Origin of the sequence: Bacteroides sp. OM08-11 (assembly GCF_003438665.1) — a bacterium.
GTDB classification, from domain to species: Bacteria; Bacteroidota; Bacteroidia; order Bacteroidales; family Bacteroidaceae; genus Bacteroides; species Bacteroides cutis.
This window is the reverse complement of the sequence record NZ_QSTJ01000001.1, coordinates 226,404-247,521: the sequence shown is the minus strand read 5'-3', so window position 1 is coordinate 247,521 and position 21,118 is coordinate 226,404. Positions and strand designations below refer to the sequence as shown.

Here is a 21,118-nt window from a genome sequence, read left to right as displayed (position 1 = left end):
AATTTTTTAGTTCAATATTTATGTTTCAAATATTGAATTAATTTGTTTTCTTTTTGGTATATCGTCTCTTTTTAGCTTTTGGAGCAGCCGGATCATCTTGGATCTTGATTAACTCCAGACAAGACTGTAAACTCAAATCTTGCGGAATGATATCCTTGGGTATTTTATAGTTACTGCCTTTGTAAGCTATATAAGGACCATAACGACCATTTAAAATCTCTAAATCAGGTTCTTCCTCAAACTTTTTAAGATGTTTCTGGGCTTCGGCTTCTTTCTTTTTCAAGATTAACTCGATGGCTTCTTTCAAGGTTATAGCCATCGGATCTATAGTCTTGGGTAATGAGGTGTACATGTTGTTGTTGTAAATATAGGGTCCAAAACGCCCATTACCTACCGTAACTGTTTTACCTTCGTACTCACCCAAAGTACGTGGAAGCTTGAATAGCTCCAGGGCTTCCTCTAAAGTGATGGTCTCGATAGACATATCTTTCTTCAGTTGTGCAAAACGAGGCTTTTCTTCATCACCTGCTGTTCCTATTTGTACAACGGGACCGAATCGTCCGATTTTTACAGAAACTGGTTTCCCACTGGCAGGATCATTACCTAAGATACGTTCACCGGCTTTGTGAGCGTTCTTGGTGGCAAGTGTAGTTTCTACTGACGGATGGAAATCTGTATAGAAATGTTTTAGAATGGTAGTCCATTGTTCTTCTCCCTCAGCTATTTCGTCGAATTGTTTTTCTACATTTGCTGTAAAATTGTAATCAAGGATATTAGGAAAATACTCCATCAGGAAGTCGTTGACTACTGTACCTGTATCGGTTGGTAATAATTTGGATTTTTCTACTCCTGTAATTTCAGTCTGGGTACTGTCAATAATCTGATTATTTTGTAATGTGAGTACATTGTAGGCACGTTCCTGGCCCTCTTTTTCACCTTTTACTACATATTCGCGTTGTTGGATAGTTGAAATGGTAGGAGCATATGTAGACGGGCGACCGATCCCTAATTCTTCTAGTTTATGTACAAGGCTTGCTTCCGTGTAACGAGGCGGATGTTGCGTAAAACGTTCGGTAGCCATGATGTCTTCACGTTGCAACGTTTGTCCTTTTTTAAGAGGAGGTAACAGGCGCGTTTCATCTTCCTGTTCCATATCTTCGTCGTAAGATTCGCGATAAACACGGAGAAAACCGTCGAATTTAACTACTTCACCGGTGGCATTGAATGTATCTGTATCATTACTGATACCAATGGTCACAGTGGTCTTTTCCAATTCCGCATCAGCCATCTGTGAAGCGATGGTACGCTTCCAGATTAGGTCATATAGTTTTTTTTCTTGTGGACTACCTTCTATTTTAGCATTTTCCATATAGGTAGGACGGATAGCTTCATGCGCTTCCTGTGCACCTTTGGTTTTGGTCGCAAAATGACGTGAATATACGTAACGGTTACCCATCATTTTAGTGATAACTTCCTTACTGCTGTTCACTGCAAGTTCCGACAAGTTTACAGAATCAGTACGCATGTAAGTAATCTTTCCTGATTCATACAATCGTTGAGCTACCATCATGGTTTGGGCTACCGTGAACCCTAGTTTACGGGCAGCTTCCTGCTGCAAGGTAGAAGTCGTGAAAGGAGCAGCAGGTCCTTTTTTCAACGGGCGGGTAGAAATATCATTAATGGTGAACGTTGCAGTTTTACAACGTTCTAGAAGCATCTGCGCTTCAACTTTGGTTTTGAGACGGCGGGCTAGTTCGGCTTTCATCTCTACCAACTTACCTTCAGAATCCGGTACAAGGAATATGGCAGTCACACGATAGGAAGCCTCTGTGTGGAAAGCTTGTATTTCTCGTTCCCGTTCTACGATGAGACGTACGGCAACTGATTGTACACGACCTGCCGAAAGGGCAGGTTTTACTTTTTTCCACAATACAGGTGAAAGTTCAAAACCTACGATACGGTCCAGAATGCGGCGTGCCTGTTGGGCATCCACCAGATTGATATCGATATTGCGTGGTTGTTTAATGGCTTTTAGGATAGCTTCTTTAGTAATTTCGTGGAAAACAATACGTTTGGTGTTTTCCGGTTTAAGTTTTAGTACTTCGTATAAATGCCATGCGATAGCTTCTCCCTCTCGGTCCTCATCAGATGCTAACCATACAGTTTCAGCATCTTTGGCTTCGGTTTTCAGTTCTTCTACAACCTTTTTTTTATCTGCCGGGATTTCGTAATGTGGTTTGAAATCTTTATCGACGTCAATACTAAATTCTTTTTTCTTCAAATCACGTATATGACCATAACTGGAAAGGACTTTATAGTCTTTTCCCAGGAATTTCTCAATGGTTTTTGCTTTTGCCGGAGACTCGACAATGACAAGGTTTTTTTGCATAAATTTCTGTTTTATAGTGACTCCTGCCACTCTATTTGCCCGCAAAAGTAGGAAAAAAACCAACTTCTCACCTTATAATATAAGGAGAATTTAGCAAAAATGATTTTTTTTGTTCATATCTTCTTCTATTTTTACGATTAAAACTTAAAGTTTACTCCTCCGAGGAAGTTAATTCCTTCAGTGGGATATCCCCAATAGTATTGATAATTTTTATTTAATAAATTATTGATGCGTATGTAAACAGAAATTCCTTTGAAAAATTCGTAATTTCCTCCTAAATATAGATTACTCACCGAATTGACTTTCCTTTCTTCCATTTTTTCACGATTGATGTACTGATAACCAAAGTTAATTGATGCTACGGATATCGGTTGGAAGTTTATCTCGAATTTTGTTTCAAGGGAGGGCTTGAAAAGCAGACCGCCCTTGTTGATATCTTCATAGTTGATACTCCAATTACGATAAATTCCTGAGGCAGAGAATGAAATGAGATTTTTGTAATCGTAGCTTACTTCTGCACCGGTATATATATTGTGTGTGTTAGCCGTACCCAACAACAGTGCATGGGGGTAATCTTCCGAATTATTGTAAATGGAAAATTGCATTTGCAACAAGTCGTTTTTAAGATTTTGATATCCTCCGTAAAAATTGAGCCACAATCCAGTGACAGGACTTGCCTTGAAGCCGAGAGCAGTATTCAATTGCTCATAAGTGGCTTCCGGCTGCACCATTGTCTGTCCGTAGGGACTGATGGTTTCCATCCGACGAAAATCGTTCAACTGCTTTCCTCCTTTAGCTTGCGCATAGAGTTGGTAACTGTCAGAGAATGTATATTGCACCATTACATCCGGCGAGGCATAGAACTTTTTTCCAAAACCAAAGGAGAAATCTACGTGGACTCCCAGGCGGATTTTCCAATCGTCATTCTTAAAAAGATAGTAAGGAGTCAGATTTAACGAGGTGTAATCTTCAAATAGATTGTTTTTATAAAAAGCATTGTCCATGGCAAATGCTACTCCGATGAACTGTTCTTCCGAGATAGGAGCGCTTGCTTCTGCCAGAGTACGTACAATAGATTCCTTCGTATCCATATAACTCAATTCATGTTGACGGCCATAAAGCAACAGGTTAGTCTCTGCACGAAACTGAACAGGCAGTTCGTCGCCAGTAGATTTTACCCCGAAATGCAGGCTACCGGCAGTAAACTTCTGCTTATTATTAACTGAACCTGGTAGAAAATTAAAATTACTCAGGTCAAAGTTACCGGCTGTATTCATATCCACTTTTTTGAAAGTGTGTGTGTAGTCTATACCTGCATAGGTATGATAATAATAGGCGTTCCATTTTCCAAGATTATCCGGCAGTTCCAGTTTGCCATCCATACCGTTCATGTGTAAAGTCAGATTTAGTCGGTCTCGATCTGAAAATGTAAACAGGTAGTTGGCTCGCATATCTAAATTCCCTTTACTTCCATAGCCCATACGAATGTATCCAGGCAGGACCTTTGTCTGTGCTTCTTTACCTGTATATACTTGCATCACAGTTGTCGGAATTTGCCCCGTAGGTATTAAGGTGATATCATACTCCACTATTTTTTTACTCACAGTGGGTGGCTCAACCTGTGGCAACACGTTTATTTTAGATGCGTCCATAATATCTGGGTTATATTCTTGTTCCACAACGACCGTACGGTTTACCGTAGAGTCTTTGGATTGTTTTTGTGCCTGAGTCTCTAAAGGGAAGGCTAATAAGACTAATCCTCCGAGGATATATTGTATTTTTCTCATAATCATCAAATGTTTGAATTATTTCAACTTTTCCAGCCGTTCGTTAATCATTACTGCAATATCATCATCTGCTTGGTAGTTTTGCTGTAGACTCAATAAATATTGGCGTGCGTCCAGCTTTTTGTCCATTGCTACATACACATCGGACAACAGTATAAAACTACGTGCCAGCCAATAGGCATGTGGGGTACTCTGGTCGATGAAGTTGAGTATCTCTTTTTCAGCCGCAACCAGTTCACCGGCATTGTACAGTTGCTGTGCCAGCAGGTATTTAGCTTCTGCGCCATACTGAGTACGGGTGTCTTTTGACAACACTTTCAAGTCGTCCATCGCTTTTTTCACCGCCTTTTGGTTCAGATAGGCTTTGGCACGATAGTACAATGCCTCATTGCTCAGTTCTGGGGTCAGCTTTGCTTCGGCAAGTAAAGCGGTAGCGGCATGTATCACTTCTACGTCATCCTTCAACAGTACGGCACAACGTAGTACCCCGGTAGTCCCCAATTGTCGTCGCTCTGCAGTGGCGGCACGAGCTTGTAACTGTTTGTAATCGGCAAGTGCTTGTCCATATTGCCTGCGATTGAACAATATCTCTCCTCGCATTAACAAAGCTTCTTCGGAATAAGGAGTGTCGGGATATTCAAGTAGCTTCCCGGCGTGTTCCAATATACCTTCTTCATCCTTTTGGTCTTTGTTGATGAGGCATAAGTAATAGTGGGCGTTCAAACTGAATGCACCATTGGGATAACTTTGCAGATAACGGGTGAAACTTGTTTTTGCAGAGGTTATTTCGCCTTTTATGTACACTTTCTCGGCAGCGATGTAGGTCAGTGAATCCTGTTCACTGGGCTCAAAGCGTATCTCTCCCGGCATTTGTGAGGCGAGCGTTGCAAATTCATCCACACGGTTGGCATCTACATAAATTGATTTCAAGTCACGCATGGCAAGACGTGCTTCCTCACTGCCTGGATATTGGGTGATGACATATTTATATGCTTCAATCGCTCGGTCATAGTCATCATTCTGGTAATATAGCAGGCCGATCTCAGTAGCTGCCTTCCGGCTGACGGGGCTTTCGGGATATTTGCTCAGCAATTCGCGGAATGTGGCAATCGCCAGGCTGTTGTTATTACCCTGTACATAAGAACGTCCTTTTTCGTAAAGTGCATTCACTGCATACGGCGAGTTGGGATATTTACTTGCCAAATGGTTCAATAAATTCACTTTTTCGTCATAGTCCTTTTGCAAACCAGCTACCAGCGCCAACTGGTAATAGGAATAATCGCCTGTAGGTGTTCCCAATTTTTCGGCACGGGTATAATATTGCTTGGCTTCATCGAAATGGCGCACGTGCAGGTAACAATCACCGATACGGTTATAGGCATCGGCAAGCAATGTGGAATTTTCGCTTTTCTCCAGTTGTACGAATTTAAGGAAACGGTCTTGTGCAGTGGTATATTCTTTTTTATGGAAAGCAATGTAGGCCAGGTTATAATAGGCCAGCGCAAACATTTCCGTATTTTTTTGAGGGGTGATTACCAGGTAGTCGTTGAAGTTGCGGGCGGCCTCCTGCATACGGCTTAATCGGTAATATGATTCGCCTCGCCAATAAAGAGCGTTTGCTTTGGTCTGAAGGTTATATTGCCCCAATGCAATACTTTGGCTGAAAGATTTGATGGCCTGTTCAAACTGTGTATTGGCGAAAGCCTGTGTGCCGAGTTGGAACAGAATTTTTTGTTTGGCTTCCAGGATAGCCTTGCTGGGATGCGTGATGCGCTCGATGGATTTCAAAGCTGCATCATAACTGCGGGTATTCATATACACCTCCACCAGATAATTACTGACTTTGTCGGCATACTGCGAATGAGGGAATTCGTTGAGGAACTTTTCAAAGACCGTAACCGATTCTCCGAAAGCGGAATAAGAGGTCTCGTGTATGCAGAGTGCATAATTATAGGCGGCCTGTTCCTTGACTTTTAAATCGGCATCGGAAATGGCGGCTTGTTCAAATGCCATGCGTGCCTTGTTTTTGTCAGACAATTGAAGATATGCCAGTCCTATATGTAACCAGGCATTCTGTGCCAGAACATCTTTCTCGGTAGTCACTTCACCCAGAATGACAGGCACTTGGGTGTATACTCCGGTCTGATAACATGACATTCCTAGCATGTAAAGTGCATCTCTTCTGTGGATTGTTTCCGTATTGTTTTCAAGATATTTTTCAAAGGCTCTGATGGCTTCATGGTACTTACCGAAATGATAATCAGCTGTACCTTGTATACGATACATTTCTCCTGTGTACGCATGATTTGGGAAAGTTGACAAGTAATTCTGTGCTACGATTTCGGCTTTGTCGTAGTTCTTTTTTATCAAATAAATTTCAGCGATGTAGTAAGGTACCAACGCTTTGTATTTGGAATTGTCCTGTAAAGATAGAAATCCACTGAGGGCATCATCATATCGTTGCTGGGTGTAACGTATGTAAGAAAGGTAATAGGTACAGTCCGTTACATATTTACGGCTGGTATTACGCAGGGTTTTAAACCAGATAGCAGCTTCCTTTACATTATCAGTTTTCAGGTAACAGGTTGCCATACGGTAGGTCATATCATTTCTTTCCTCATTGCCTAACAGATCAAGTCGGGCAGCATTGAACATTGCCAATGCATTGTCATATTTCCCTTCAAAAAAATAGGCGGATGCAATGAGAGCATAAATGCGGTTGGCATGAGGAGTATCGGGATAGTTCTCCAGATAATCGCGAAGATGTTCTATACTTTGCGGGTTTTTCAGCTCATATTCGGCACAAACCAGCATATATTCTGCTTCTTCCCTTTCTCCGGTGGAAGATAAAGGTTTCCCTTTGGCATCCGTTTGTTTTACAAACGCTTGTAACGGGGAAATAGCAGCTGAGTATGCTTTTTGTTGGAACAGAGTTTCTCCTTCCTGATAAAGCCTCTTGGGAGATTCTATTTTATTGTTTGTTTGGGCGGTGGCAAACAGAGATACACAGCAAAGTATCGTACAAAGTATTCGGGAGGTTTTATGTTTCATCTTTTACTATATTGAGTATTTTACAAAAATACAGATTTTGACCGAATTTTGTTTCATTTGTTTATTCTTTTTAAGATATGGAATACCCTATCTCGGAATATGCTTTATGGATGGATAAGATCTTCATTCAGTGCTTTTTCCAATCCTTTACGGATTGAGCCTAGGCCAAATTCCATGGTATTTATCTTTTTCAACGGTATGAAGAAAGCGTCAGCAGCATCGTCCATTGCCTTCAAGTGCAAGGTATCTGTCACCGTGCAGCGGAAAAACATATCCAGTGTATGTACAGGAAAACCTGAATAGATATAAATATTAGGTAATGAAAACAGATAGTTCGCTTTGATAACTTCCATACCTGTTTCTTCTTTCACTTCACGCATCACGCCTTCCTCACCTGTTTCTGCCATATCGATGAAGCCACCGGGAAGATCAAGAGTCCCCTTAGCGGGGTCTTTAGCGCGTCGGCACACTAAAAGTTCGTTCTGTTCATTCAAAATTAGTGCTACCGTGGCAGCCGAAGGATTGAAATAATAAGTGAAGTCGCAGTCGGTACATTGCTTTGATTTTTCATTATGAACCTCGAAATGCTTTGAACCACATTTCGGACAATATTGGAATTGAAAAAGAGGATGTTCCATGATTTTTCTGAGTTGAAGTTTTCGTTGGTGGCAAAGATAGAAATAAAGTTGCTCGCTTCTTATTGTTAATTGTTATTTTATTTCTAATATTGCAGTGAGTATTTTAATTATTGACAATCTCTTTATGAGTATATAAGAGAAACACTAATCTTAAATTGAAACCTACATGAGAAAAGTCTTTTTATTTGTTGGGGCTCTGTATTCAGTGTTTTCAGTGATGGCACAGAGGTACGAAACGATTGTAGCGCCTCTGAACGATGAAAAATGGTGGGGAGGACTGGTTGCATTGGGCAGCCGTATGCCTTTTGCCTCGACGACGGAATGGTATGATTTAGGCAAGGTAAATTTAAATAACCAGATTGTTCCGTTGTTATTATCCTCAGAAGGACGTTATGTTTGGAGCGAACAACCTTTTTGTTTCCGATTACAGAATGATACATTGATCCTTCGTTCTGATTATATAGAGCTGAATGCGGTTTCTGCCGGAACAACATTAAAGGATGCTTATCTTGCAGCTTCTGCCGTATATTTCCCGCCTTCAGGAAATATTCCTACAGATCTATTTTTTTCCAAACCACAGTATAATACATGGATTGAGTTGATGTATAATCAGAATCAGGCTGATATAGAGAAATATGCTTGGGATATTTTAACAAATGGTTTTCCTACCGGTATTTTTATGATAGATGATAACTGGCAGAAATATTATGGTAATTTTGAGTTTAAACCTGACAAATTTCCTGATCCGGCAGGAATGATCACCCGCTTGCATGAGCAGGGTTTTAAAGTGATGTTGTGGATATGTCCCTTTGTTTCGCCTGATAGTCCAGAGTTCCGTTTGCTGGCGAAGAAAGGATATCTGGTGAAAAAGAAAAACAATAATTCTCCAGCCATGATTAATTGGTGGAATGGAGTAAGTGCTTGCTATGATATGACAAATCCAGAAGTAGTCTCTTATCTAGAGGGACAATTGCGTGATGTACAAAAAAAGTATGGCGTTGATGGTTTTAAATTTGATGCAGGAGATGTAGTGCATTTTACCGGAGAGTATACTTTCCATGATCCGGTGGCTAATGCCTGTACTTTTTCGCAAAAATGGGCAGAGTTGGGACTTAAATTTCCATACAATGAATATCGTACTTCGTTCAAATTGGGAGGTCAGGCGCTGGTACAGCGTTTGGGTGATAAATCTTATTCCTGGAATTCTTCTTCCCTGCTGATACCCGATATGATTGCGGCTGGTTTATTGGGACATGCTTATACTTGTCCCGATATGATTGGTGGAGGAGAGTTCAACTCTTTTTTAAATATTGATACCGGTAATTTTGATCAGGAATTGATTGTACGTTCCTGTCAGATACATGCGTTGATGCCAATGATGCAGTTTTCGGTAGCCCCTTGGCGTATTCTTGATAAAAAACATCTGGATATCTGTTGTAAGTTTGCCGGATTTCATGAGCAGATGGGAGAGTATATATTGAAAACGGCTGTTCATGCTTCTCAGACAGGAGAACCAATTGTGCGGCATCTGGAATATAGCTTCCCTCATCAAGGGTTTGAGGAGTGTCATGATCAGTTTATGTTAGGAGATAAATATTTAATAGCTCCAATGGTGGTAAAAGGTACTCATAGAAAAGTAAAACTTCCTAAGGGTGTATGGCGGGATGATATGGGGAAAAAAATCCGAGGACCGAAAGTTATAGAAATAGGAGTTCCACTGGAGCGTTTGCCTTATTTTGAACGAATTAAATAATTCTCCATAAAGTGTGGAAGAACGTTCGCTTTCGTATGTTACTATTGTTGTTTTTTGTATTTTTGCCAACCGGATTAGGAGGTATAAATGGGATCATTATCATATCAGAATAGATGATCTGGTTGTCATAAATGTGAACCGTAAAGTTGTTAAAATAGAGAAGTAAAAGTATGGAGAAAATTAAAACTACTTTTATAGGGGTAGGATATCGGGGCATGCAATTGTTGAAATTGTTACGGCATATACCTTTTTTTGAAATTGTTGCAGTTGCTGATCCGGAAATTTCGGATGTAGGTATTCCTGATATCGTTTGTTACAACAACGGGAATGACGATTATCTGAATATGCTTGATGTTCATAAACCTGATTTGGTTTTTGTGACTTCTCCATGGCAATATCATGTAAAACATGCTATGCAGAGTGTAGACAGGGGATGTCATGTTGCTTTGGAAATAAAAGGCGGACTTTATCTCAATGAATATCAGCCGTTGATAGATTTGGCTGAGCAAAGAGGATGTCGTATTTATCCTTTGGAAAATACATTGTTTCTGCGCGAGGTTATGGCTGTTCATGAGATGGTAATTAATGGCATATTTGGAGAAATTGTTTATATGCGTGGAGGATATCGTCATGACTTACGTTCTTTGTTGTTGGATGATGTTGGAAATATCGGTAACCGTGAAAAGACGGAAAGTATTTGGCGAGGTAAATTTTATCAATGTGATAATGGCGATATTTATCCGACACATGGTTTAGCTCCTTTATGTATGATTGCGGGTATCAATCGAACTGATCGGATTAAATTTCTGACTTCTTTTGCTTCCAAGTCTGTAGGTATGTTACAGCGGATTAGGGAACTGGGGGGAGACGAAAAAGTAAGAATAACAATGGGTGATATAGTTTCTACACAGTTGGAAACAGAAAAGGGTGTTCTTGTATTATTGACTCATGACACAACTTTACCTCGTCCTCGTAGTCTGGATTTTGAGGTACAGGGCACAAAAGGCATTTGGCAGGGAGACCATCGTCAGATTTATATAGAGGGGAATAGTCCCGAGGAAGTTTGGGAAGATGACATCTCCTATATAGACTACTATGAACACAGGTATTGGAGACAGTGGGGAAAAGAAGCTTTACTCCGGGATACTCATCATCAAGGAATGGACTATATTATGCTCAAGGCACTGGAAGAGGGAATAAAGGGAATGTCTTCTTATCCGGCAACTTTACATGACCTTGCTCTTTGGACTTCTATTACTCCTTGGTCTAAAGTATCTATTGCTGAGCATAGAACGATTTGTTGTTTTGGTTCATTGTATGAATTCAATTTATAGATTACAATTGGTCTCAATATAAAAAGGCAACTGTATTTAGCAGTTGCCTTTCATCTTATTTTCAGAAAGTATTTATTCCTTTATCTTGGAGGAGCAGTGAACATAATTTCTGCGATACTTGCATTAACACCATTATTACTATTGACTACTGAGACTTTCAAATAACGACCTTTTACAGCTGTTGGCAATAACAGAATTTGTGAGTTGGGATTGGCATTGTTTGGAAATGTTAAACTACCGAATAGACTCCAAGTTATGCCATCGTTACTGATAGAAAATTCTACTTCACGTGTATCCTTGTTCTTTTCCCGTCTTGCCAACTCTACAGAAATGATTTCCTGCTCATGTTGCATGTCCAGGATGATATCGTGTGGACAGGGAGGATTAGCACCTTCACCCTTATATTGAGAATGCCAGAATGTTTTTAGGTTTCCGTCTATCAGAGCGATGGCACGACCATTTGTAGCCCCTTCTCCTTCAAGCTCTTCTGTACTAGCGGTAACCAGCCATCCTGTACGGTCTATGTCTTCATAGAGCACATGATACGTATTGTCCCATTCAGACTTGGAAAGAGTGTAATGAGCCGGGAAATTCCCCTTTTTCGATAGAGAATTGATATCTTCATAAGCATTGATCTCTGGAGCGTAAGCACTGTAATACTCGTATTCACTTCCCATTACGTAGTCTGTGATGATTGTGGTAGTTTCTGTTTCTGGTATTACCACCGTTTTCTTTTCACCATTGATATTGATATAAGAAAGAACTGTTTTTTTACAGCCTTCCTCCGCATTCCATTCGATAGTCACTCCTTTTTCGGGAGTGGCAAGTATGGAGGTAATGATACGTTGTGTCAGGCGAGCTTGATAAAGTGCGCCATAAGATTCACCTTCAACGGTTTCTGTCAGTGATTCTTCACCCGATTTACTTCTCATTTTAAGAGAAAATATGTATTGCCCCTCCGGAATCTCCAATACATGATTCATGTATTCTACAGAACGGTTAACGGGGATTTCTACTGGTGTTTCACAACCGTTCCAGGTAATGACACATGTTTCGATACGTGGGTCAACGTTAAGTTTCCACACTAAGTTTACTTTGTTGAAACCACCTTGAGCATATACGGTGTCGGCATGTCCGATGTAAGTTCGTTCACCCTCGGTAATATATTGTTCGTGGACTTCATAGATATCACCGCAAGCGGTGATGGTAAGTCCTGCTATACAACCGGCTATGTATTTTAAAATATTTTTCATAATAATTATTCGTTAGGTTGTTCTCCATTGATTATCTGCCCCCAAAATGACATCTCTTCAATCTGTCCGATGGTACCACCTGACCAGTTTTCGAGCATGAGAATACGGATATAACGGAAAGAAGGAGCTTCTATTGGTACTTCGTGTTCATCACCACCCAAAATATATTCCTTGTCTTCGTTTGTTACTACAGTGCTGTCAAATCCGGAAGGACGATAGCAGTGTACATCTTCCATAATCAGATTCCAGCCTTCAAAAGTAGGCCATACTTCTCCATTTTCATCCTCTTGACCGGAGTCATATCTCATCCACTCCGTGATTTCGTTACAACCATAGATACTGTAACGCTTTAGGTTGTTATGATTGTAGATAAAAGAAGCGTTGGCTGTACGTTGCCACATTTTGAAACGGCTAAGTTTTACTTCCTGACCTAGGTCAAAAGTTACGCATAACCCTATACCTTTATTACCACCGCAATGGAAACAGTTACTTTCCGTAGTATTCCCGTTCCAAATTCGGTCAATGGTATACGAAGAATTGAGTTCAGTGGCATCTCCTGGCAGATAGTAACCTAGTTTCTTGAAATATTTCTTGCTGATTTCTACTTCTTTCCAAGGTAAATAACCGCCTTCGGGTACTTCTGTGAATTCAGAATAATTATCCCAGCGGTCACGTACACGGAACTTGAAGTTTACCGGATTGGCAGAGTAACCACGTAGTACTCCTTTACCATCTTTGGCGCTTGTATAGAAATTCTCTACAGAAATCCATTCACCCTCTTTCTCTTCAAAAGCTTCAATGATGACATTGGCTTCTGTTTCATTCTCCCAATGTAGTACAACACCACCAAAAGATTCTTCAATCTTAATGGATTCAAAAATGGCTTTCACTGGTGGAATGGTAGGATTGATGGTTACCATTACAGGCTCTGATACATTCTTACTTTTATCTACGGAATTCAATTTTATTTGATATTCTCCTTCCATAAAACCTTCTACCTTTAGGAAGTCGGTAAAAGGAGAAACCATGGTAGTCCGTTCTACGCCGTTTATGGTGTAGGTTGCCATTACATAGAGTAAATCATCATCCAGAGGAGCGATAAAGTGGATGATGGCACCGCCGTTTATGTTTTCTACCGTAATATTGGTGGGAATACCAGGTGCCACGCCATCAGTAGGCTCCATTCCGAGTTTGGTTTCCTCATTACATGCTGTCAGGAGGAACAAACTAAGTAGAATAACCGACAAATGGCTTGTTATTTTTAGTTTATAGTTTATTTTTTTCATATGTTTTTTCATTTAGTTTATGAATAGCAAAAAAGGATTACCAACCGGGGTTTTGAACCAAATTCGGATTGCGTTGAATATCTTGTAACTTAATTGGCCATAAGAAATCTTTATAAGTATATCTAGGCCGGTTGAAGACAACGACTTGTCTATAGTATTGTTCTGCATTTTCGCCGTTTATATTCCAACCCATTACTTGTTGGGGAAGTTCTATTTTCCAACGACGTAGATCCCAGAAACGTTTTCCTTCACCTGCCAATTCGTTCAGACGTTCAGTACGGATAATTTCACGCATTCCGTCACGAGTATTTGGCTTATTGGGATGGGTGGAATATTTAGTCCAAGACTCTTTTACCCCTTCTAGTCCAGCACGTTCACGAACTAAATCAATATATTTAAATACTTCTTCGTTAGGAGTCTCCATAGTCTCGTTCAAAGCTTCAGCGTACATTAGATACAGATCTGCCAAGCGGATGATAGGAAATGGGTAACGTTTAGGGCTCCATGCGCTACTTGTCAAGCTAGACTTATAGCTACATACTTTTTTGTTCAGGTATCCTGTAATGGAGTGGTCTTCGGAGTCTAATAAACCGCCACTTTCTTTACGTCTCATCTTATAGTGAGCCAATTCTGCTTGTGTGTCATCCTTGTATCCGGAGGCATATCGAGTACAACGATCGAAGAACAAGGATGCATAGTAGCGAGGCTCACGGTTAAGATTAATGATGCCGGTTGTTTCGTTTTGTGTGAAATAATAGATATTGTTTCCGTCTGCTGGAGTTTGGGTATACTCATAACGCCGGGGATACATTTCTTGCCAAAAAGCACTATTATCTTCCGAGATAGGCACACCATTGGAGGAGTAGAAATTTTCTACCACACTCATGGTAGGGGACAACAGTGCACGGGCTGTATAATAAGCACCTTTATTACTTAATGCTATAGATAAAGTTTGCAGGTCGTTTACGTTTTCCTGTACACTCCCCCAAATAATTTCACGATTGTTTGCCCAGTCATCTTCAGTTACAGAACCACCAATGGTGAGTTGTTGAATCGTAGCATCTGAAATACCACGGATACTTTCAGTGAAATAGTAAAGTTCTGCAGCATTTGCACCGAGTTCTTTGGAAGTTGCTGTTTCAATGGCATCTTTTGCGGCAACAGCAGCCTTTTCCCACTTAGTTGGATCGTATTCTGTTGCAAAGATTTTTACTCCACGGTTGTCTGTCACATCCTTGTATGCAGTATTACCATTAAATAGCGGACTGGCGGCAAGTAACCATAATTGTGCTTTTACGGCCTTGGCAATGGGGCGTGTAATGCGTCCCATTTCTTCGGCGGGAACCATAATATAGTCAGGCAGGTTTTCAAGCGATTCGTCCAGCAAATCGGAAATATACTGTACTACCTGATCTACCGGTTCACGATATAGACGTACATCTTCGGTAGTGGCATCTACCGGTACATTTTTTTCCATGATGGGAATAGGACCATATAATTGGAACAAGAAGAAATGGTAATAAGCTTTTAGGAATTTTACTTCCGAAATCCAACGGTCGCGTTCATAATCATCTACATCCATCGGTTTGTGTATGTTTTCCAAAAAAATGTTACAATCACGTATGCCTTGCCACAAATTGTTACCTCCTTCTGCACCATTCCAATAATCCATTAACGGTTTGTTTATGTTTTGAGAACCACGTCCTATGTCCCAGCAATACTGTTTTACACGGCTTTCAATCATACCTGTTCCTTTGGGAATTAGCCAATGTTCATCACCTGCTAGAAAACCTAAAGAATAGCCTGCATTACCCCATTGAGGAAGATAGCTGTAACAACCATGCAAGTATTTGAAAGAATTAATTCGATTGCTGAATGCATTGTCTATTCCTGGGGTACCTTCAGGCACGATGTCTAAATAGTCACTGCAAGAGGTACCTCCCAGTAACAAAGATATAAACAATGATATAGAAAGTATTATTTTTTTCATATGTAATACAGTTTTTAGAATGTAACTTGAAGACCAAGGTTGAACACGCGTTGTAAGGGGTATTTTAATCCACTACCTCCCATTTCGGTGTCCCAAAGTTTGAAATTGGAAAAACAAAGTAAGTTAGTACCACTCACGTATACACGGAAATTTTGCATATATGCTTTCTTAGTATATTTTTGAGGTAGGGTATAACCTATTTCTGCTGATTTTAAACGTAGGAATGTACCATCGCGCAACCACCAGGTGCTGGACTGATTATTATTATCGATGTCTACGGCAGACAGACGAGGCCATTCTGCATAGGGGTTTGGATTCGTTTCGCTCCAATGATTGTCTGCTATGAACTGTAATAAGGCTTTGTTGCCTTTTTTACCATCAGTTGTTACCGATTTGAACGGAGAAATATCACTTGGGCTAATGAAGAAGGAGGACTGACCTGAACCTTGGAAAAAACAGTTGAAATCAAAGTCTCTATAGCCAAGTGAGAAACCGAAGCCATAGATTATTTCCGGTGTTTTCGGGGCACCGATAGCTACTTTATCGCGGGAATCAATTAAACCATCATTATTGATATCTTTATATTTGATATCACCTGCCATGACAGGTTGTCCGCCGAATGTTTGTTTTGGAGAGTTTTTCACATCTTCTTCATCAATGAATAGACGTTCGGCAATGTAGCCTTCTTGTTGACTTAACTTCCGACCGGTTTTTCTTAACCATGGAGTATCTTCGTAGGCAGGTTCTTCATATTTGGTATATTTACTGGTGGCATAAGTAAAATTACCTCTTACTGTCAACCAAAGATTCTTATTGAAAGAATGGTTATAGTCTATGGAAAATTCCATACCTTCTCCTTGGGCCTCACCGATATTGGCATACGGGATGGTTTTGAAGCCGGCGATACTGGGAATATCGGCACGTTCTTGTAAAATGTTGGTTCTGCGTTCCTTGAAATATTCCGCATTTACTTCTAAGTCGTTAAATAGTGTAGTTTCAAAACCTACATTTAGTTTGTGTGAAACTTCCCATCCGATGGAGGGATTGGCATAACGTTCGATTTTAACGCCACTGTAACCGTTATTGAAACTGGTTCCGAAATTGATACCGCTACCGCTCATACTTACCTGGGACAGATAGAAAAATCGGTCCTTACCGATGTTGTCATTACCTACCAAACCATAAGAACCTTTCAACTTCAGTTTGTTTACAACTTTGGAGATGCCACCGTTTTGCCAAAAGTTTTCATTGGAGACAACCCATCCTAAACCACCTGAGGGGAAGAAACCCCAGCGGTGACTCTTGTCAAAACGCTCTGAACCATTATAACCGAAATTGAATTCGGCTAGATAACGGCTGTCATAATCATAAGTGAAACGACCTGCTAATCCCATGTTACGTTTAGGTAGTGATTTGATTAATGAACCAGCATTGGCATTCTTTTCTTCACGTACCGTATATACTAACATGGAACTAATGTTATGGCGTTCTTTGAATTTACGATCGTAAGAAAGGGAAGCTTCCATATAAATAGAACTTTCCACGTTTTTACTTCCCGGATCGAATGACAAATAATCTGTACCCTTATCAGGATTTAGATCAGATAAAATGTATTGATCTGTAAACTTGTCATATGTACCTATAGAATACCAAAACGGGTTGTATGAACGGCTGGCGTCGTAAGAAGCCTTACGAGTGGCGTTTCCCATTAAACGGGCTCTTAAACCTTTTGTAATGAAATCAAGGTTTTGTTTTAATTCTAATTGGGCTATGATTGATGTGTTTTCTGATTCCTTGTATCCACGACACATTTCGGCGTATGGGTTTAGGTATTCACCACCTTCGCCATAGTTACCAAAGAGCACGTGCTTTGCATGAATATGGCTGGGCTGATTGTCCGGGAGGAATGTAGCGGGAAATAATACCGGGTTAGCGTTCAGTGTTTGGTTATACATGTCAGAACCACCTTTCAAAGGACCTTGATAAGAGTCAAATGTACCGCTGACACGCACTGCCAAGTCTGTCTTCTTGGTTAATTTAATATTTACGTTAGTACGTACCCCATATTTGTTATTGTTGATGTTATTGTTGAATTTGTTATTCTTATTCTGTCGCATGATACCATTGTCTTTTGCATAGGTAAGCGCAATATAATAACGAGCCACATTACCACCACCACTGATGTTTAAGTTAGCACGTTGATTGGTTGTAGACCTCTTGAATAACATATCTTGCCAATTTACCATCGGATAAACATATGGGTTCTTCCCTTCTTCGCGTGCAGCAATCGCACTTTCCAAATAAGGTAATTGGGCAAATGGGTCTCTGGTGCGTACTGCCTCATTGTGCAACTTCATGAAAGTAAGCGGATCAGCAATATCCACATCTTTGGCAGAACCAGAGAAGGAGTTTTCAATACGGAAAGATAATTTGGCTCTACCCTCCTGCCCTTCCTTGGTTGTTACTAAGATTACACCATTGGCACCGCGTGCACCATAAAGGGCTGTGGCTGTAGCATCCTTCAATACGGAGAAACTGGCGATATCGTCCGGATTTAATCGGGAGAGGTCGGAAGACTCAAGTTCTACATTGTCAATCAAGATCAATGGATTGGCACTACCATCACCAAAAGTTGTGATACCACGAACAAAGAATTCTGCATTATCCTGACCCGGTTCACCACTTCGTTGGTAAGCGATGACTCCCGCTAATTTACCGGCAAATCCAGTGGTAAGATTACTGCTGGTAGTTTTTAGTTCTGCCGGTTTAATGGTAGATACAGATCCTAATACTGATTCTTTTTTCTGTTTGGCAAAAGCAACGACTGTTACCTCTTCCAGTTGGTCTGCCTGATCTTCGAGAGTGATTACGAAATTAGTCTTTTTGTCTACAGAAATAGTTTGTGATTGCATTCCCAAGTATGAGATTTCTAGTTTGTCTGTTTTTTTACATTCAATGCTGAAGCTACCGTCTGTATCTGTAGTCACTCCTCGTGGAGTGCCTATTACTTGAATAGTAGCGCCTGGTAATGGCTCACCGTTGGTATCCAATACTTTACCTGTGACTTTTACTGTTGCTTGTTGAGTAGAAGAAACAGTAGCGTTTTCGTATTTATTATATATACTGTTATTGGTTGCTCGTGACAAGGAAGGTGTCAAGCATAAAGCACCGAATATCGTCATATATAAAAAATATTCCCTATGGGATAGTTTTACCCCATTTTTGATGTTTTTCTTATACATTTGTGTTTAATTAGTGTTAGTAATAACAGGATATTCTTACCTGTTTGATTTGATTTAAGATTTTGAGATCGTGGAATGCCTGCTCTCTCCATAAAAAGGTCATGTTTTCATACTGTGCATCATAAATTTTAAGGTTTAACATAGTTTTAATTCACTCTTAAAGTCCCTGCAGATTGTCACAATGTCGTGAAGGCTGGAGGTGTATTATTTTATTCAGAAATGAATTCGACTATTGAATTGGATGCAAAAATATACAATTATTAATATAAAACAAATAATTATTAAAAGAAAATTAAAAAGTATTAAATTATGGAGGGTTAAATAAAGTAAATAATGTTTATTTGTTTTAAAAATGTAAAGTGCAGTATTAAAGCCTTATAGTTATCATTTTTATGAAATACCCTCCTGTCACCAGATAAATGTAACAGGAGGGTATTGGTGCTTTTTTTAGGGAAAAAAAGTTATATTTTCAGATTATAATATTGAAATAACGAGATTTTAAAAAAGTAAGATACTATTTGAGTGCATGATCCGCTTTGACATCTTCTCCATTCCAAGCTTTCAATCCGGTCCATGGAGTAAAAGAATTACTCCAGAATTCATCGTTGGCAGGTAGTCCTAAAGCTACAAAACCTGACAGACAAAGGTAAGAACTGCCGGTATTGATATATCCTTCGGACATATTTATTTGACTACCTGCAAAACCGATACGCAGCCAGCCTTTATCATCAAAAGTCCGGGGGGCTGCAAATTGTCGTTCGATGACAGCAGATAGTGCACAACGTACCTGAGCTGGTTTTACAGTAGAAGGTAGTTTGTGTAATAATGCAGCTTGAGACAAAGCATGAAATGCACCGACACGGTATACGATAGATCTACCGACAACCGGATAAGCTCCTTCGGGCGAAATTATGCGTTCCAATTGTTCGGCATAACGGGTAAAACGTTTCTCCTGTACAGGCAGGAAATCCGAAACTTCAAGCTGGTGTTTATCCATAATCAACACAACGTCTGTAAGCATGGGGTGAATTACGAAGCTGTTATAATAGTCGGCGTGGTATTGTGGACCGTCACCATATATGGCATCTCCTTTGTACCACTCGTCTCTGAAAGCAAAAACGCCTTGAGTCAGACGTTCTATATCACATTCTCCTGTGAATTCCAGTAAAGCGGCTTCGACCATAGAAGCGAAGAGTAACCAGTTGTTCTGAAAAGGTTTGATATCCCTACTACGTTTGAGTTCGGTAATCATTCTTCTTTGGGTTTTCTCATCCAGTTGTCCCCATACTTGCTTAGGGGCACGTAGAAGTCCTTGTGCCAGGAATGCTGCGTCGACCAAAGGTTGAGAGGGTGTTCCAAAGTCAAGATAATCAGGAGAAGAAGGGTCTACGGCATTTGCTAATCCTTTCAATGCCAGTTTGATGTACTTTTTGCGGAGTTGTCCTTCTTGGCTATCATCGACTCCTAGTTCAAGCCAGGGGGCTATTCCACAGAATGTTCTTCCGACTGCTTCCAGATGTGCCGACCATAGGCGCTTATTGTTCAGGCCTTCTAACGGCATCTTTGCTTTTAGTGTTCCGTCTGCTAAGTTTGATAATACCGGATCTGCAATTTTTATGAGTGTATTCACCCATAATTCGCGTTCCTCTGTTCCACTCGCTGTTTGATTATTGTTCTTGGCATAAACAGCCGATAGCAATCCTGCAAATAATAAAAATAGAAATACTTTCTTCATAATAATATAGTTGTGTGTTATTGGTAATTATGTTAGTCAAAAAATAAACGGTAATTGTTTAATTGTAATGGTTGTGTAATTTGCGGTAAAGATATAACAAATTTGGGAATATTCTGAAGGTATGTCAAAACAGATTTTTCATTATCATTCTGCTCTGGCATACTTTTAATCACAGTTTATATTACTTCAATGAAACTATTATCCTAAGGGATTTTCATTTTGGTCTTCTCTCGGATCGTTACTGCTTCCGCTGTTATTTTCGTTTCCTGAACTTATTTCGTTTCCATTGGTTGAGATACGTGTGATTCCTACATCCTTAATCATTGTTGTCAATCGTTTTCCCGGGGTAAGGGTGATTTTCTGCCGCTAAATATTTTCGGAAGTTACTTCCTTGGCATTTGCAATTTCGTCCCGGACGAATAGTCCCGAAATCGTCTAACTTTACGATAGTTCCTATACTGACGTAGGTACAAAGCGCATCATTAATCCATCCATTACTATCTTTACAACGCCACGAAATGGACAGGTGCTTCAATTACGGATAGGGAAATAGAAAAATTGTAATGGTGATTAGAATAGTAATTATTATTAAGTGAACCAATATCCTTGCTATGATTGAGATTTAAAGCTATGCACCATTTATTCTGTTAACTGTTGTTT

At 40.1% G+C, this 21,118-nt stretch carries 11 protein-coding genes; 2 read left to right on the top strand and 9 right to left on the bottom strand.

The window, feature by feature from the left end:
- Nucleotides 1-37: 37 nt before the first annotated feature.
- The 4 genes from topA to DXC10_RS00935 all read right to left on the bottom strand — a co-directional run bounded on the left by topA (nucleotide 38) and on the right by DXC10_RS00935 (nucleotide 7,865).
- Nucleotides 38-2,389: a type I DNA topoisomerase gene (gene topA / locus DXC10_RS00950; protein ID WP_117737351.1), complete on the bottom strand. Its 2,352-nt coding sequence runs from the start codon at nucleotides 2,387-2,389 to the stop codon at nucleotides 38-40.
- Between the two features lie 137 nt (nucleotides 2,390-2,526).
- Complete coding sequence (locus DXC10_RS00945; RefSeq protein ID WP_101541877.1) at nucleotides 2,527-4,182, bottom strand: TonB-dependent receptor; 1,656 nt, start codon at nucleotides 4,180-4,182, stop codon at nucleotides 2,527-2,529.
- 12 nt (nucleotides 4,183-4,194) lie between these two features.
- A complete protein-coding gene (locus DXC10_RS00940; protein ID WP_117737188.1) occupies nucleotides 4,195-7,227 on the bottom strand; it encodes a tetratricopeptide repeat protein in 3,033 nt (1,010 codons plus the stop codon).
- 104 nt (nucleotides 7,228-7,331) lie between these two features.
- Entirely contained in the window at nucleotides 7,332-7,865 is a 534-nt protein-coding gene (locus DXC10_RS00935) for an NUDIX domain-containing protein (protein ID WP_117737187.1), read from the bottom strand.
- A gap of 166 nt (nucleotides 7,866-8,031) precedes the next feature.
- Here DXC10_RS00935 and DXC10_RS00930 point away from each other — a divergent pair, with 166 nt between their 5' ends.
- Together DXC10_RS00930 and DXC10_RS00925 are read left to right on the top strand one after the other, a co-directional pair.
- Complete coding sequence (locus tag DXC10_RS00930; protein WP_117737186.1) at nucleotides 8,032-9,618, top strand: glycoside hydrolase family 31 protein; 1,587 nt, start codon at nucleotides 8,032-8,034, stop codon at nucleotides 9,616-9,618.
- A gap of 170 nt (nucleotides 9,619-9,788) precedes the next feature.
- Nucleotides 9,789-10,952, top strand: coding sequence for a Gfo/Idh/MocA family protein (locus tag DXC10_RS00925; RefSeq protein WP_117737185.1), 1,164 nt, complete (start codon nucleotides 9,789-9,791; stop codon nucleotides 10,950-10,952).
- Nucleotides 10,953-11,032: 80 nt separating this feature from the next.
- Here DXC10_RS00925 and DXC10_RS00920 read toward each other — a convergent pair whose 3' ends face one another.
- The 5 genes from DXC10_RS00920 to DXC10_RS00900 all read right to left on the bottom strand — a co-directional run bounded on the left by DXC10_RS00920 (nucleotide 11,033) and on the right by DXC10_RS00900 (nucleotide 20,458).
- Complete coding sequence (locus tag DXC10_RS00920) at nucleotides 11,033-12,205, bottom strand: DUF4998 domain-containing protein (protein WP_117737184.1); 1,173 nt, start codon at nucleotides 12,203-12,205, stop codon at nucleotides 11,033-11,035.
- Between the two features lie 5 nt (nucleotides 12,206-12,210).
- Nucleotides 12,211-13,491 (bottom strand): DUF5000 domain-containing lipoprotein, encoded by a 1,281-nt coding sequence (locus DXC10_RS00915; RefSeq protein WP_101542407.1) that lies wholly within the window; start codon nucleotides 13,489-13,491, stop codon nucleotides 12,211-12,213.
- Nucleotides 13,492-13,528: 37 nt separating this feature from the next.
- A complete protein-coding gene (locus tag DXC10_RS00910; RefSeq protein WP_101541871.1) occupies nucleotides 13,529-15,481 on the bottom strand; it encodes a RagB/SusD family nutrient uptake outer membrane protein in 1,953 nt (650 codons plus the stop codon).
- 14 nt (nucleotides 15,482-15,495) lie between these two features.
- Entirely contained in the window at nucleotides 15,496-18,723 is a 3,228-nt protein-coding gene (locus DXC10_RS00905) for a TonB-dependent receptor (RefSeq protein WP_101541870.1), read from the bottom strand.
- 514 nt (nucleotides 18,724-19,237) lie between these two features.
- Nucleotides 19,238-20,458, bottom strand: a complete 1,221-nt coding sequence (locus DXC10_RS00900) for a DUF2264 domain-containing protein (RefSeq protein ID WP_101541869.1) — start codon at nucleotides 20,456-20,458, stop codon at nucleotides 19,238-19,240.
- Between the last annotated feature and the right edge of the window lie 660 nt (nucleotides 20,459-21,118).